The sequence below is a fragment of the Krasilnikoviella flava genome (assembly GCF_900167525.1).
Classification (GTDB): Bacteria; Actinomycetota; Actinomycetes; order Actinomycetales; family Cellulomonadaceae; genus Isoptericola; species Isoptericola flavus.
Genome location: NZ_FUZQ01000003.1, coordinates 254679 through 268844, shown reverse-complemented (window position 1 = coordinate 268844; position 14166 = coordinate 254679). Strand labels below are relative to the sequence as shown.

General features: G+C 74.3%; 9 protein-coding genes. 2 read left to right on the top strand and 7 right to left on the bottom strand.

What is annotated here, in order from left to right; genetic code table 11:
• Nucleotides 1-8 precede the first annotated feature (8 nt).
• Nucleotides 9-2180, bottom strand: a complete 2172-nt coding sequence (locus tag B5Y66_RS09215) for a HelD family protein (protein WP_245807022.1) — start codon at nucleotides 2178-2180, stop codon at nucleotides 9-11.
• Between the two features lie 190 nt (nucleotides 2181-2370).
• Here B5Y66_RS09215 and B5Y66_RS09210 point away from each other — a divergent pair, with 190 nt between their 5' ends.
• Nucleotides 2371-4563: a heavy metal translocating P-type ATPase gene (locus tag B5Y66_RS09210; RefSeq protein ID WP_079573732.1), complete on the top strand. Its 2193-nt coding sequence runs from the start codon at nucleotides 2371-2373 to the stop codon at nucleotides 4561-4563.
• 76 nt (nucleotides 4564-4639) lie between these two features.
• Here B5Y66_RS09210 and B5Y66_RS09205 read toward each other — a convergent pair whose 3' ends face one another.
• The 3 genes from B5Y66_RS09205 to B5Y66_RS09195 form a co-directional block, all read right to left on the bottom strand.
• On the bottom strand, nucleotides 4640-7270 hold the full coding sequence (locus tag B5Y66_RS09205; RefSeq protein WP_176168830.1) for a polysaccharide lyase family protein: 2631 nt from the start codon (nucleotides 7268-7270) through the stop codon (nucleotides 4640-4642).
• Nucleotides 7271-7413: 143 nt separating this feature from the next.
• Nucleotides 7414-8673: an MFS transporter gene (locus B5Y66_RS09200; protein WP_079573728.1), complete on the bottom strand. Its 1260-nt coding sequence runs from the start codon at nucleotides 8671-8673 to the stop codon at nucleotides 7414-7416.
• Between the two features lie 67 nt (nucleotides 8674-8740).
• Complete coding sequence (locus B5Y66_RS09195; RefSeq protein ID WP_245807021.1) at nucleotides 8741-10288, bottom strand: alpha-N-arabinofuranosidase; 1548 nt, start codon at nucleotides 10286-10288, stop codon at nucleotides 8741-8743.
• Nucleotides 10289-10389: 101 nt separating this feature from the next.
• Here B5Y66_RS09195 and B5Y66_RS09190 point away from each other — a divergent pair, with 101 nt between their 5' ends.
• The gene (locus B5Y66_RS09190; protein WP_079573726.1) at nucleotides 10390-11331 is read left to right on the top strand and encodes an alpha/beta hydrolase; all 942 of its coding nucleotides are present in this window, start codon (nucleotides 10390-10392) and stop codon (nucleotides 11329-11331) included.
• Between the two features lie 74 nt (nucleotides 11332-11405).
• Here B5Y66_RS09190 and B5Y66_RS09185 read toward each other — a convergent pair whose 3' ends face one another.
• From B5Y66_RS09185 to B5Y66_RS09175, 3 genes are read right to left on the bottom strand one after another with little or no spacing between them, the layout of a single operon-like run.
• A complete protein-coding gene (locus tag B5Y66_RS09185) occupies nucleotides 11406-11696 on the bottom strand; it encodes a DUF1905 domain-containing protein (RefSeq protein WP_079574408.1) in 291 nt (96 codons plus the stop codon).
• A 48-nt stretch (nucleotides 11697-11744) separates the two neighbouring features.
• Nucleotides 11745-13364 carry an alpha-amylase family glycosyl hydrolase gene (locus B5Y66_RS09180; protein WP_176168829.1) on the bottom strand — a complete coding sequence of 540 codons (1620 nt, stop codon included), beginning with the start codon at nucleotides 13362-13364 and terminating at the stop codon, nucleotides 11745-11747.
• 49 nt (nucleotides 13365-13413) lie between these two features.
• Nucleotides 13414-14148, bottom strand: a complete 735-nt coding sequence (locus tag B5Y66_RS09175; RefSeq protein ID WP_079573724.1) for a VIT1/CCC1 transporter family protein — start codon at nucleotides 14146-14148, stop codon at nucleotides 13414-13416.
• Nucleotides 14149-14166: the final 18 nt, after the last annotated feature.

Here is a 14166-nt window from a genome sequence, read left to right as displayed (position 1 = left end):
GAGGAAGGTCAGAGGGTGCCCACCGCCACCTGGGCGAGCTCCTGCGTGCACCGGGTGAGCGCCACGTAGAGCCCGTTCCAGCCGCGCGGCTCGGCGGCGATGCCGTCCGGGTCGACCACGACGGCGGCGTCCCACTCGAGGCCCTTCGCGTCCGTCGCGGACATCGCGGGGACGCCGTCGGGCAGGACGTCGCGGAGCGCGCCGAGCCGGGCAGCGGGTGCGACCACGCCCACCGTGCCGCCCTCGTACCGCCCGGCCATCCCCGCGACGGCGTCGGCGACGACGCCGGGCCAGGTGGCGTCGTCGGCCTCGGCCCACCAGGGCGCGACCGGGGCCGACCGGACGGCGCGGGGCGGGTCGTTGCGGCTGCCCGCCCGGCGCAGCACCGGGCCGGTGAGCTCCATGACCTCGCGCGGCGTGCGGTAGCAGATCGTCAGGTCGGCCCGGCGCCAGCGGTCGCCGAGGGCGTCGCTCACGGCCTCGCCCCAGTCCGTCTGCCGGTGCGCCGACGACGCCTGGTCGATGTCGCCGACGGCGGTGACCGAACGGGTGGGGCAGCGCCGCACCACCATGTGCCACTGCATCCCGGACAGCTCCTGCGCCTCGTCCACCACCACGTGGCCGTACGCCCAGTCCCGGCGTGCAGCGGCGCGCCCGGCGACGAAGACGCCGTCGTGGTCCGCGTCGTCCGCGCCGGGCCCGGCCTCCTCGGGGTCGCCGAGGAGGTCGGCGAGGGCGTCGAGGAGCGGGACGTCGCTGCTCGACCAGCCCTCGCCCGTGGGCTCGGCGGCGACGCGCGCCGCCTCGGCGGCGGTGAGGTCGTGCCCGTGGTCGGCCAGGAGGTCGGCGTCGTGCAGCAGCCGCGCCAGCTCGGTGGCCGCGTCGCGGCGGGGCCACCAGGCGTCGAGCGTCGCGGCGACCTGGCGGTCGGCGGCGACGCGCTCCCGCAGCGCGTCGAGGTCGGCCTCCGACAGGACGCCGTCGACGTCGGAGCCCGTCGCGCCGGTGTGCAGCGCCCGGTCGTCGGAGGCGGCGAGCCGGGCGTCGAGCTGGCCCAGCACGTCCTCGAACCCCTCCTCCGCGCGGGCGAGCAGCTCCGCCTGGCGGTCGGCGACGGCGTCGACGAGAAGCTCGTGCACGCGGTCGGTCACCCGGTCGCGGGCCTGGTGGTACGAGCCCGCACCCGCCGCGGCGCGGCGCGCGGCCGCCACCCGGGCCGCGGGCAGCGTGTACTCCTCGCCGTCGAGCGCCAGGGCGAGCGGGCCGTCGTCCGGCTCGAGCGACGCGACGAACCGGCGCAGCGTCGGGAGCCAGGACGACCGGCCCTTGAGCTCGGCGACGTCGCGCCCCTCGGCGCGCGTGGGCCGCACGCCCGGCACGAGCGTGTCGCAGGTCGAGGAGACGACCGCCGTCTCGCCGAGCGCGGGCAGCACCTGGGCGATGTAGTCGAGGAACCGCGTCGACGGGCCGAGCACCAGCACTCCGCGCTCGGCCAGGTGCGGCAGCGCGAAGAGCAGGTATGCGACGCGGTGCAGCGCCACCACCGTCTTGCCCGTGCCGGGGCCGCCCTGCACCACCAGCGGCGTGCGGGCGTCGGCGCGCACCACGTCGTCCTGCTCGCGCTGCAGGGTCGCGACGGCGGTGCCCATCCGGCCCGTGCGCCGCTCGTCGAGCGCGGCGAGCAGGGCGCCCTCGCCGACGAGGCCCGAGTCGTCGAGGCTGCCGTCGAGCGGCTCGTCGTCGACACCGACCACCTCGGGCCCGCTGGTGCGCACGTGCCGCCGGCGGCGCACGCCCTGCGGGTCCACCGGCGTCGCCGTGTAGAACGGGCGGGCGACGGCGGCGCGCCAGTCGACGACCAGCGGCTCGTCGTCCTCGGTCGCGCCCGGCAGCCCGACGCGTCCCAACCGCCGCACCGAGCCGTCGTCGCCGTCGAGCCGGCCGAACACCAGGCCGTGGTCGGCCTGCCGTAGCTCCGCCCGCCGTCCCCGCAGTCGGACGATCCGGGCGCGGGCGGCGGCGTCCTCGGGGCGAGCGGCGGCCAGCGTGGCCTCGAGATCGTCGAGGACCGTGGCGCGTCGTGACCAGGCGGCGTCGAGGGCGGCCTGCTCCTCCGCCAGGGCGCTGCCGACGGCAGCGGGGGTGTCGGTGGTGGCGTGCGGGGTGGCGGGCTGGGGCACAGGACCTCGATTCGTACGGTGTACGGGGCCATGCGGCAACGCGTCGCCCCCGGCGATTGTTCCCGGCCCGCCTTCATGCTGCGGCGCATGCGGTCGTGCGCCGTGCGACAGATGTCGCGAAATACCGAGGAGGGGTATACGGTTGGCGGCGGGCAGATACCCCATAGGGGTATCGGTCGAGATCGCGAACATGTCCGTCCGAGGCAAGGATCGAGCTGTGGACCACTCCTCTCACGACCAGCACCCGGGGCATCGACGCCCCGACGACGCGCGCGTCCTGGAGCACGACCACGACGCACACGGCGGTCACGACATGACGACGACCCATGACGCGCACGCGGGTCACGAGATGCCGACCCACGGCGGGCACGCCGGCCACGGCGACCACGTGGGCCAGTTCCGCCGGCTGTTCTGGATCATGCTGGCGCTGGCGGTGCCGACCGTCGCGCTGTCGCCGATGTTCGCGATGGTGCTCGGCTACGAGCTCCCTGGCGCGACATGGGTGGAGTGGGTGTCGCCGGTGCTCGGCACGGTGATCTTCGTGTGGGGCGGCAGGCCGTTCCTCACGGGGGCGGTCTCGGAGCTCCGGGCGCGCAAGCCCGGGATGATGCTGCTCATCGGCCTGGCGATCACGGTGGCGTTCGTCGCGTCGCTCGGCGCCAGCCTCGGCGTCCTCGACCACCAGCTCGACTTCTGGTGGGAGCTCGCGCTGCTGGTCGTGATCATGCTGCTCGGCCACTGGGTCGAGATGCGGTCCCTGGCCCAGACCACCTCGGCGCTCGACTCGCTGGCGGCGCTGCTGCCCGACGAGGCGGAGCGCGTGGACGGCGAGGGTGCGGACCAGCGCGTCGTCGCCGTCGCGCCGTCCGACCTGCGCGTGGGCGACGTCGTCCTCGTCCGCCCGGGCGGCAGCGTCCCCGCCGACGGCCGCGTCGTGGACGGCCGTGCGGAGATGGACGAGTCGATGGTCACGGGCGAGTCCCGCACGGTGGCGCGCATGCTCGGCGACGACGTCACGGCCGGCACCGTCGCGACCGACTCCGGGCTGCGGGTCGAGGTCACCGCGACCGGCGACGACACCGCCCTCGCGGGCATCCAGCGCCTGGTCGCGGAGGCGCAGGCGTCGTCGTCGCGGGCCCAGCGCCTGGCCGACCGTGCGGCGGGCTGGCTGTTCTGGTTCGCCCTCGGGGCCGCCGTCGTCACCGCGGTCGCGTGGACGGCGCTCGGCCTCCCGGACGACGCCGTGGTCCGCACCGTCACCGTGCTCGTGATCGCCTGCCCCCACGCCCTGGGCCTGGCCATCCCGCTGGTGGTCTCCATCGCCACGGAGCGGGCCGCCCGCGGCGGTGTCCTCATCAAGGACCGCCTCGCGCTGGAGAGCATGCGCACCGTGGACGCCGTCCTCTTCGACAAGACCGGCACCCTGACCAAGGGCGAGCCGACGGTCGCCGACGTCACGGCGGTCGCCGACCTGGACGTCGACGCGGTCCTGGCGCTCGCCGCGTCCGCCGAGGCGGACAGCGAGCACCCGCTGGCCCGGGCGATCGTCCGGGCGGCGGAGGCCCGCGGCCTCGACGTCCCGCGCGCCGCCGACTTCGCGTCGTCGCCCGCCGTGGGCGTGGTGGCGACCGTCGACGGCCACGAGGTGCGCGTCGGCGGGCCGCGGCTCCTGGAGGAGCAGCTCGGGGAGCAGGGCGCGGGCGAGGTGCCGCAGACGGCGGCGTGGCGCGCCGACGGCGCGATCATCCTGCACGTGCTGCGCGACGGCGTCGTCGTCGGCGGGCTGAAGCTCGCGGACGAGGTGCGGCCCCAGGCCGCCGAGGCGGTCGAGGCGCTGCACCGGCTCGGGGTACAGGTCGTGATGATCACCGGAGACGCGGAGGCCGTGGCGCGGTCCGTGGCCGACGAGCTCGGCGTCGACCGGTGGTTCGCCGGCGTCCGGCCGGAGGACAAGTCGGCGCGCGTCGCGGGGCTGCAGGCCGAGGGCCGCAAGGTCGCGATGGTCGGCGACGGCGTCAACGACGCCCCGGCGCTCGCGCAGGCCGACGTCGGCATCGCGATCGGCGCCGGGACGGACGTCGCCATCGCGTCGGCGGGCGTCATCCTCGCCAGCGACGACCCGCGTTCCGTGCTGTCGGTGATCGAGCTGTCGCGGGCCGGCTACCGCAAGATGAAGCAGAACCTGTGGTGGGCGGCGGGTTACAACCTGCTGTCCGTGCCGCTGGCGGCGGGCGTGCTCGCGCCGGTCGGGTTCGTGCTCCCGATGTCTGTCGGGGCGCTGCTCATGTCGCTGTCCACCGTGGTGGTGGCGCTCAACGCGCAGCTGCTGCGGCGGCTGGACCTGCGGCCCGACGTCGCGACGAGGGACGTGCTGGGCCGCTGACCTCGTCGGTCGAGCCTGTCGAGACCCGGTGGCGTGGTCTCGACAGGCTCGACCGACGGTGACGGTCGGGTGTCGCTCAGGCGATCTCGAGACGGATGGCGTCGTAGGCCGCCTCGTTCCACAGGTGCTCGACGCCGTCGTTGATCTGCAGCGTGATCTCGTTGCCCGTCGGCTTGAGCAGGGCGGCGTCGAAGGCGATCTCGCGGGTGTAGTTCCGTCCGCCCCGCGCGCTGCGGTACGTGGCGCCCTTCGCGTCCTCGGGCCCGAAGGTCCACACGAACGGCTCGCCGTTCACCGTGACGGTGAGGTTGCTGTTCTCCGGCGGCACCGGGAGCGCGGAGCCCATGGCCCACGCCGCCAGCGCGATCGTCAGGGTGGCCTGGGCGCCGGGGGCCGGCGCGCGGCCGAGGTCGAACAGGATCCGCCACGGGCTCTCCTGCCGGGTCACGTGCAGGCGGTACGTCGTCGGTGTGGTCGGCGCGCCGCCGTCGCCCCCGGTCACGACGACCTCGAGGACGGTGCGCTGCGCGTGCAGCGGCACGGCGAGACCTGCCTCGGGCACGACGTCGCCCCCGATCGTCACCTGCGCGCCGCCCCGCCCCGTAGCCCGGACGGTCACGGACCCCTGGTCCCATGGCAGGTCGGCGGCGAAGTCGGAACGGAAGGTGCTGAAGCCCGGCACCAGGTCCGCGCCGTCGACCTCGAGGCTCCCGAGGACCGGGAGAGCGGCGTCCGCCGCGAGGACCTCCACGGCGTTGATGCGGCCGTCGCCGCCGGCCAGCAGGTCGAGCCGGCCTCCGGACACGGTCACCTCGGCGGTGTGCACGGCGTACTCGCCGCGGCCCGAGACGAGGGCCACGGGGTCGCCGCCGCCGAACGAGACCTGGGTGTTGTTCGCGGCGATGTCGTCGCCGGAGAGCACGGTGACCTCGTACACGCCGTCGGGCAGGTCCACCGCGAAGGTGTAGCCGGACCCGACGACGAAGTCGCGCTGCAGGTCGCCGTCCGACCCCCGGTCGCGCGAGTCGACCGCGCGGTCGAGGCCGAAGCCGCCGCCCGCGGCGTAGAGGGTGTTCTGGGCGACCCGCTCGTACCCGTCGGCGACGGGGCTGGACGCGGTGCCGAAGTCGAACAGCCGGACGCCTTCCGCATCCTCCGGCAGCACGGTGCCCTCGGGCGCCTGGACCGGGTACGACCGCTGGTACTGGAGGTAGTTCCAGTCCTGCGGGGTGCTCGTGCCGACCGTGTAGGTGACGCCGTCGGGGAAGTCGTCGTGGAAGGACTCGAAGAGCCCGTAGCGCCGGAACTCCCGACCGTGGCGGAACTCGCCCGAGTCGCGGGTGGGCGTGCCGAGCTGGAACACCGTGCGCCCGTGGCTCGTGGGCTCCCAGAGCATGCGGCCCAGGGTCACCTCCTGGCCGGCACCGACCTTGACGTCGTCGATCACGTACTCGCCCCAGAGGCCGCCGCCGTAGACCGTGAGGCGGTAGGTGCCGGGGCGCACGTGGTCCAGGGTGAACCGCCCGCCCTCCTCGACGTCCGCCCAGTAGTTGTGCCCGAGCACGGAGTCCTGCATGGGCGTGTCGTTGTCGGACAGCACGACGACGGCGCCGTCGAGGACCGGCACCCCGGGGACCCGGACCGTGCCGCGCACGCGGGAGCGCTCGGCGGTGGGCGTCCAGCCCTCGATCGCGAGCCGGTCGTAGAACTCCGCGTGCGTCTCGAACCGCGCCTGGCGGGCGGCGTCACGGCGCAGCGCCCGCGGGTCGTCGCCCTTGTTGAGGTAGACGAAGTACGGGCCGTAGGTCTTCTGCCACGCCTGCCCCGCGGCGACCCGGACCGGCGGCGCGCCGTAGTGGGTGGCCTGCGGCTCGACGAGCAGCACGGGCGTGCTGCCGGTCTGGTGCAGGATCAGGTCCTGGCGCACCGGTCCGCCGGTGAACGCCTCGAGGTTCGGCAGGGCAGCCCACATGCCGTAGCCGCTGCCGTAGAGCCCGTGCAGGCTGTGGTCCTTCATGGACACGGCCCAGTCGTACTTCGTGTAGTAGCGGCGGGGGTAGGCCGAGCCCGTCCCTTCCAGGTCGTAGGTCGCGTCCATCACCATCTCGGCGCTCGAGATCTCGGCGCCGGTGGGCATGCGGGCCGCGGCGGCGCGCCACGCGACCGCGTCGGCGTCGTCGGGCACCGAGGCGTGGGTGAAGACGCCGCCGGCGGTGTAGAAGACGTACCGGTGCTGGTCGGTGCGGAAGCCGTGCAGCTCCGCCGGGTGCTCGTAGCTGTAGGCGAGGTGGATGCCCGCCTCGCCCGAGCGCACCACGTGGTGCCGCACGAGCCAGCACGGCATGTCGCCCGACGGGCTGTGGTGGTAGGCGATGTCGACGAAGTCCTGCTCGACGCGCACGGTCAGGTGGTTGTCCGCCGGGGGCAGCGGCAGGCCGCCGCCCTCGCGGACGGTGTTCATGTCGTAGTTGCCGCGACCCACCATGTTGACGCCGTCGTAGACGAGCGAGGTGGTCCGACCATTCGACTTGTCGACGGTGAGGCGGACGAGGCCGTTGTCCACAACGACCTGGGTGTCGGTCTCGACGACCTCCGGAGGTCCCGCGGCGACGGCGCGCGTGGTCTGGGCCCACGGCAGCAGGGCTGTCGCGGTGATTCCGGCGAGCTTCCCGAAAGTGCGCCGCGTCATTGCGGTCGATGTGGTCATGCCACGGAAATTAGCACGATTCAATCCAGGATTGGAAGGATTCATCGGACGATTGGGCGGGCATGTTCGGCGGGGTGATGCCTGAGCGGCGCGGCTGCCGAGCGTTGTCGTTCGTCGCCGACAGACCGTGGGAGAGCGACGAGCTACAGCGCTCGAGGACCCGACGACCGCCGCAGGACGACGAGGTTGAGCGCCGCGGCGGCGAGCAGCACGACGGCGGTGGCGACGAAGACGGCGCGCAGTCCGGCCTGCGCGGCGACCAGGCCGCCGAGCACGGGGCCGGCGACCTGGCCCACGTACTGCGCGGAGACACCGAGCCCGAGCACCCGGCCCACGGCCTCCGGCGGGGCGAGGTGCTTCACCGCGGCGGTGATCGACGGCAGCAGGCCGCCCAGCGCGAGACCGAGCAGCACGCGCAGCACGCCGAGCTGCCAGACGTTCGCCACGAACGCCTGCGCCAGCGCCAGGACCCCGGCCGCCGCGAGGCACGCCACCACCACCCGGGCGTGGCCGACGCGGTCGGCAAGGCGGCCGACGCGCGGGGCGGCGACGACGCTGCCGAGGGCCGTCAGCGCCACGAGGATCCCCGCGACACCCGCGGCGTGCGACGCCTGCCCCAGGTCCTCCACGTACACGGTGACGATCGGCTCGATCGACATCGTGGCGAACAGCAGCAGGCTCGACGTCGCCAGCAGGGCGACGACCGCCCCGGGCCGCTGCACCCGGGACCACACGCCCCCGCGCGGGGTCGCGACGGGCTCGACGGCCTCGGCCGACGGCTCCGGACGCGGCTCGCGCAGCAGGAACGTCGTGGCGAGGAACGCCAGGAAGATCACCGCGCCGCACACGACGAACGTCGGCCGGATGCCCACCCAGGCGGGCACGAAGCCGCCGACCAGCGGTCCCACGACGTTGCCCGCCAGGATGCCCGACGACAGCACGCCGAGCGCCCAGGCGCTGCGGCCCTTCGGCGTCTGCGCGGCGACGAGGATCGTGGCCCCGGAGGAGTAGCCGCCGAGCAGGCCCACGAGCAGCCGGACGGCGACGAGCTGCTCGACGCTCTGGACGAAGCCGAGCAGCGTCATCGCGATCGCCATGCCCAGGCTGGCGCGCACCAGCATCGACTTGCGGCCGAACCTGTCGCCGAGGGCGCCCCACAGCGGCGCGGTGAGCGCCGCCGTGAGGAACGTGGCCCCGTACGCGATCCCCGACCAGCGCACGACGGCGCCCGGGTCCGTGACGCCGAGCTGCCGCACGTACTCGGGCAGGAATGGCACCAGCAGCGTCATCGCGACGAGCGTGGTGAACGACCCGGCCGTGCCGACGGCGAGGTTGCGCCGCCAGTAGGGGTGCTCGGTGGCGCGGTCGGCGACGGCGCGGGGCTCGACGACAGGGCTGGTCATGGCCCCAGGTCTACACCTGCCGTCCGTGGAGTGGGACCATGTGTCTCAAATAATGAACGAGAGGAGGTCAGCCGAGCGTCAGGCGCACCGTCGCGAACGCCGCCGGCGGCAGCTGGGCGGTGAGCACGCCGTCCGTCACCGTCACGCCGTCGAGCGGGCACGGGGTGACGGCGTCGGGCGCGTCGAACGTGTTGTGCGCGGCGGGGTCGTCGGCGGCCAGCACGGTGGCGACGGGGTCGCTCGCCACCCGACCGCGCAGGTCGATCCGCACCGACGCCGGCGCGTCCGGGTCGAGGTTGGTCAGCGACACGAGCACCGCGCCGTCCTTCGTGGACGCCGACGCCGAGACCGTCCCGACGGCCGTGCCGTCGACGTCGTGCGTGGCGCGCGCCGTGCGCTCGCGGACCGGCAGGCTCGCGGCGTCGTGGTGGCCGGCGCTCATCGCGAAGGCGTGGAACGTGGGCGTCTTGATCATCTTCGCGCCGTCCGTGAGCAGCATGGACTGCAGCACGTTGACCGTCTGCGCGATGTTCGCCAGCCGCAGGCGGCGGGCGTGGTCGTGGAAGGCGTCGAAGTGCACGGTCGCGACCAGGGCGTCGCGCATCGCGTTCTGCTGGTACAGGAAGCCGGGGTTGGTGTCGCGCTCCACGTTCCACCACGTGCCCCACTCGTCGAGCGCCAGCCCGAGCTTGGCCTCCGGGTCGTAGGCGTCCATCACCGCGGAGTGGCCGGCGATGATGCGGCGCACGTCGAGCGCCTTGCGCATCGTGGCCCAGTACTCGTCGCGCGTGAACTCGGTGGCTGCGCCCTTGTCGCCCCACGTCCCGGCGAACGTGTAGAAGTGGAACGAGACCATCTGCCACAGGTCGCGCGGGTCGGCGTCGCCGAGCTTCGCCACCTGCTGCATGAGCGTCTCGGTCCATGCGTAGTCGTCGTCCGACGCGCCCGCCGCGACCCGCACCAGGCGGTTGCCGCCGTGGTCGCGCGCATACGTGGCGTGCTGGCGCGCGAGCGACGCGAACTGGTCGGCGCGCAGGTTGCCGCCGCAGCCCCAGGGCTCGTTGCCGATGCCGAAGAACGACACGCCCCACGGCTCGTCGCGGCCGTGCTCGCGGCGCAGGCGCGCCATCGGAGAGTCGTCGCCGCGCGTCAGGTACTCGACCCAGTCCGCGGTCTCCTGGACCGTGCCGGAGCCGACGTTGCCCGAGATGTACGGGGCCGTGCCGAGCAGGTCGCACAGCGCCATGAACTCGTGCGTGCCGAAGGAGTTGTCCTCGACGACGTCGCCCCAGTGCGTGTTGACGATGCGCGGGCGGTCGGCCGCCGGGCCCACGCCGTCGCGCCAGTGGTAGGTGTCGGCGAAGCAGCCGCCCGGCCAGCGCAGGTTCGGGATCGCCAGCTCGCGCAACGCCTCCACGACGTCGGTGCGGATGCCGCCGACGTTCGGGATGTCGGAGTCCTCGCCCACCCAGAAGCCCTCGTAGACGCAGCGGCCGAGGTGCTCGGCGAAGTGCCCGTACAGGTGGCGGCTGATCGTGGGGCCGGGGACGTCGAGGTCGACGACGGCGTCGAGGACCAGGTCCTTCTCGGGCGCGGTCGTGGGCAGGTCGGTCACGGGGTTTCCTCCAACGTTGCAGGTGGCGGTCAGACCATACCTGCGCCGGGCTGGAGGGGTGCCAGACTCGTCGCGTGCCGGACGACCTGGAAGCTCCCCCCGTGATCACCCCCACCTGGCTCCGCGCCGCGACGCTCGTCGTCGCGGCCGCGGCCCTCGTCGTCGTCGCGTGGGCGTGCGCCACCGCGTGGGGCGCCGTCGTGCACTGCCACCCCGCGTACGCGGTGCTGCTCGTGCTGACGCTCGCGGGCGCGGTCGTCGCCGGCGTGCGCACGCTGCGCCGCCGGCCCGCGCGTCCCGGCTGGCGGCGCGTGCTGCGGGTGGTGCTGCTCGTCCTGGGCGCGGCCTGGGTGGTGCTGCTCGCATGGCTGCGACCGTTCGGCGCGGTCGAGCCGGCGCTCGCGGCGATGCGCTCGGACGACGCCGTGACCGTCACAGAGGGTGCAGCCCGGTACGTGCTGGCCCCGGCGGACGGCGGCGACGGCACGGCCGTGTTCTTCCAGCCCGGCGCGCGCGTGGACGCCCGCGCGTACGCGGCGGTGCTGCGGCCGCTCGCGGAGGCGGGGCACACGGTCGTCGTCGCCAAGCAGCCGCTCGGGATCGCGTTCCTCGCGATGGGCGCGTTCGACGACGCGCGGGACGCGATGCCCGGCACCGAGCGGTGGGTGGTGGGCGGCCACTCGCTCGGCGGCACCGTCGCGGCGATGGAGGCGGACGCCGCGGACGGCGACGCCGCCGCGCCGGCCGCGGGTCTGCTGCTGTTCGCGTCGTACCCGGCGAGCGACATGAGCGGCACGCTGACCGCCGCCGTCGCGTCCGTCTCCGCCAGCGAGGACGGCCTGGCGACGCCCGCGAAGATCGACGCGTCGCGCGCCGACCTGCCCGCGGACACCTCGTTCACCGTCGTCGAGGGCGGCGTGCACGCGTTCTTCGGCGACTACGGTCCGCAGCCCGGCGACGGCACGCCGACCATCTCCCACGACGACGCCCGCGAGCAGATCTCCGCGGCCGCCGTCGCCTTCGTCGACGGCCTCGCGAGGTAGCTGCGGGGACCGAACTACCTCGGCAGGATCTGAACTACCTCGGCGAGATGTGGACTACCTCGTGCTGGGGGTGGTCACACCCCGTCCAGGGTGAGCCGCACGACGACCTCGTCGCCGTCGGTCACGCCCTCGGGCCGGCGGACGGCGTCCTTCAGCGGCACGAGGTAGCCGCCGTCCTTGGGGAACAACGATGTGGTGAACGTCGTGCCGCCGAGGCGGCCGGTCACGGGGATGACACCCCAGCCGTACGTGATCAGCGGCGCGACCGCCGCGATCTGCTCCGCCTCGGCGTCCGGCACCGCGACGTAGTAGTACGGCGCTGGGCCGCGCCACTGGAAGACCTCACCGCGCACCTCGAGCTCCATGCGCCCCAGCGTGCCGCCCGCCGGTGACACCGGCGAGCGGCGCACGCGTCAGGCCAGGTCGAGGACGGCGTACCCGTGCCCGTCGAGGTGCACGACGTCGCCCTCCACCCGGTGGCCGCGTGCCTCGACCGGGCGCGAACCCGCGGCGCCGGGCACGGTGATCGACACCGCCGCGCGGCCAGGGTTGAGCACGACGGCGAGCGTGTCGCCGCGCACGTACGCGAACGGGTACCCGGTGGCGAGCACCTGGACCGGAGCGGCGGCGTCCAGCCGCTCGTCGGCGGTGCGCAGGTGGGCGAGGCGCCGCACCAGGTGCAGCAGCGACCCCTCGTCGTCGAGCTGGGCGGCCACGGTGGGGCGGTCGGGGTCCGGGTCCTGCGGCAGGTAGCGGGACTCGGCGATGTCCGGCCCGAGCCGCCCGGGTGGCACGTCACCCCACTGCATCGGGGTGCGCGAGCCGGCCCGGTCGTAGGTGGGGTTGAGGCGCGACCCCTCGAGCGTCGGGCTGCCGGGCACGAACCGCATGCCGATCTCGTCGCCGTAGTAGATCGAGGGCATGGACGGCCAGGTGAGGGTGAGCACGAGGGCGGCGCGGGCCTGCTCGGCGTCACGCGACCCGGCCACGAGGCGCGTGAAGTCGTGGTTCGACGTCGGCAGGCCGGTGAGGCCGCCGCGGCCGCCGGCGGCGATCGCGCCGGTCGCCTCCTCCCAGGCGCGGACGAACGTCGCCGCGTCGCCCTTCGCCTCGGCGTCGGCCCAGCTCGGCACGTCGCCCCACGACGGGTTGACCGTGCCGGCGCCGTTGTTCCACAGCGAGCGCAGCGGCAGGCCGTCGTCGTCGCCCCCGAACTGGAGGAAGAAGTCGGCGTGGAAACCTGACGGCACGGACACGCGCGGGTCGCCCCACTCGCTGACGAGCACGCGGCCCGGGTACGTGGCGTCGAGCCACTCGCGCGTCTCGCGCCACAGCCGGCCCGTCTCCACGAGGCCCGGGTCGTCCTTGACGAGCGACGCCGCCATGTCCACGCGGAAGCCGGCGACGCCCAGGTCGAACCAGTGCGCCATGATCGCGCGCAGCGCGGCCCGGTTGGCCTGCGGGCCGGGGGCGTCGATCGGGCTGCGCCACGGCTCGTCGGGATGCTGCCGGGCGTACCCGAAGTTCAGCGCCGGTTGCACGGGGAAGAAGTTGGGCAGGTAGTACCCGCCGCGGCGGCCGGGGCCGGGTTCGAACCCGTCGACCGGGACGTCGCTCCACACGTACCGGTCGTCCTGGGGGGCGTCGGCCGACGCGACGAACCAAGGGTGCTGGTCAGAGGTGTGCCCGGCCACGAGGTCGAGCAGCACGGAGATGCCGCGGCGGCCCGCCTCCTCGGTGAGCTCCGCCAGGTCGTCGTTGGTGCCGTAGCGCGGCGCGATCGTGAAGAAGTCGGCGACGTCGTACCCGGCGTCGGCGAACGGGGACACGAAGCACGGGTCGAGCCACACGGCCCCGACCCCCAGCCACTGCAGGTAGTCGAGCCGGGCGGTGATCCCGGCGAGGTCACCGATCCCGTCGACCCCGGCACGGCCGGAGTCCGCGAAGCTCTGCGGGTACAGCTGGTACAGCACGGTGCGCCCGAGGTGCGGGGCGAGGTCGGTGGCGGCGTGCGACGACGTGGTGCGAGGCAACGTGCGGCTCCTTCGTGGCGGCGGGGCTGGTGTGATGCTGCGGCGACCGTCAGACGACGCCGGTGGTGCCGAGCAAGGACCCGAGGCCGAACGTGACGCCCAGGGCGAGCGCGCCGCCGACGACGACGCGCGCGACGGACCGGGCGCGCGACGAGCCGCCGATCCACGCGGCGATCGACCCGGCGGCGCCGAGGGCGGCGAGCACGACGACGAACGTGCCGGCGATCTTCCAGGGCTCGGGGATGAGCAGCACCGCGAGCATCGGCAGGACCCCGCCGGACAGGAACGCCAGCAGCGACGCCCAGGCGGCGTGCCAGGGGCTGACGACGTCGTCGGGGTCGATGTTGAGCTCGGCGTCCAGGTGGGCGCCGAGCGCGTCGGACGCGGTGAGCTCGGTGGCGACCTGGCGCGCGGTGGGCTCGCTCAGCCCTTGCTCGCGGTAGAGGCCGACGAGCTCGTCGAACTCCTCCTCCGGCATCGTGGCGAGCTCGTGCTTCTCCTTGGCGATGAGCGCCTTCTCGCTGTCCGACTGGCTGGAGACCGACACGTACTCGCCCAGGGCCATGGAGATCGCACCGCCGACGAGGGCGGCGAGGCCGGCCGTGAGCACCGCGGCGCGCGACGGGGTCGCGGCGGCGACGCCCACGACGACGGCTGCCACGGAGACGATGCCGTCGTTGGCGCCCAGCACGCCGGCGCGCAGCCAGTTGAGCCGCTGGGCGAGGCTGCCGGCGTGCGGTTCGTCGGGGTGGCCGGTCGGGTCGGTGTCGGCGCGCACGGACATGTGCCCAGCACAGCACCG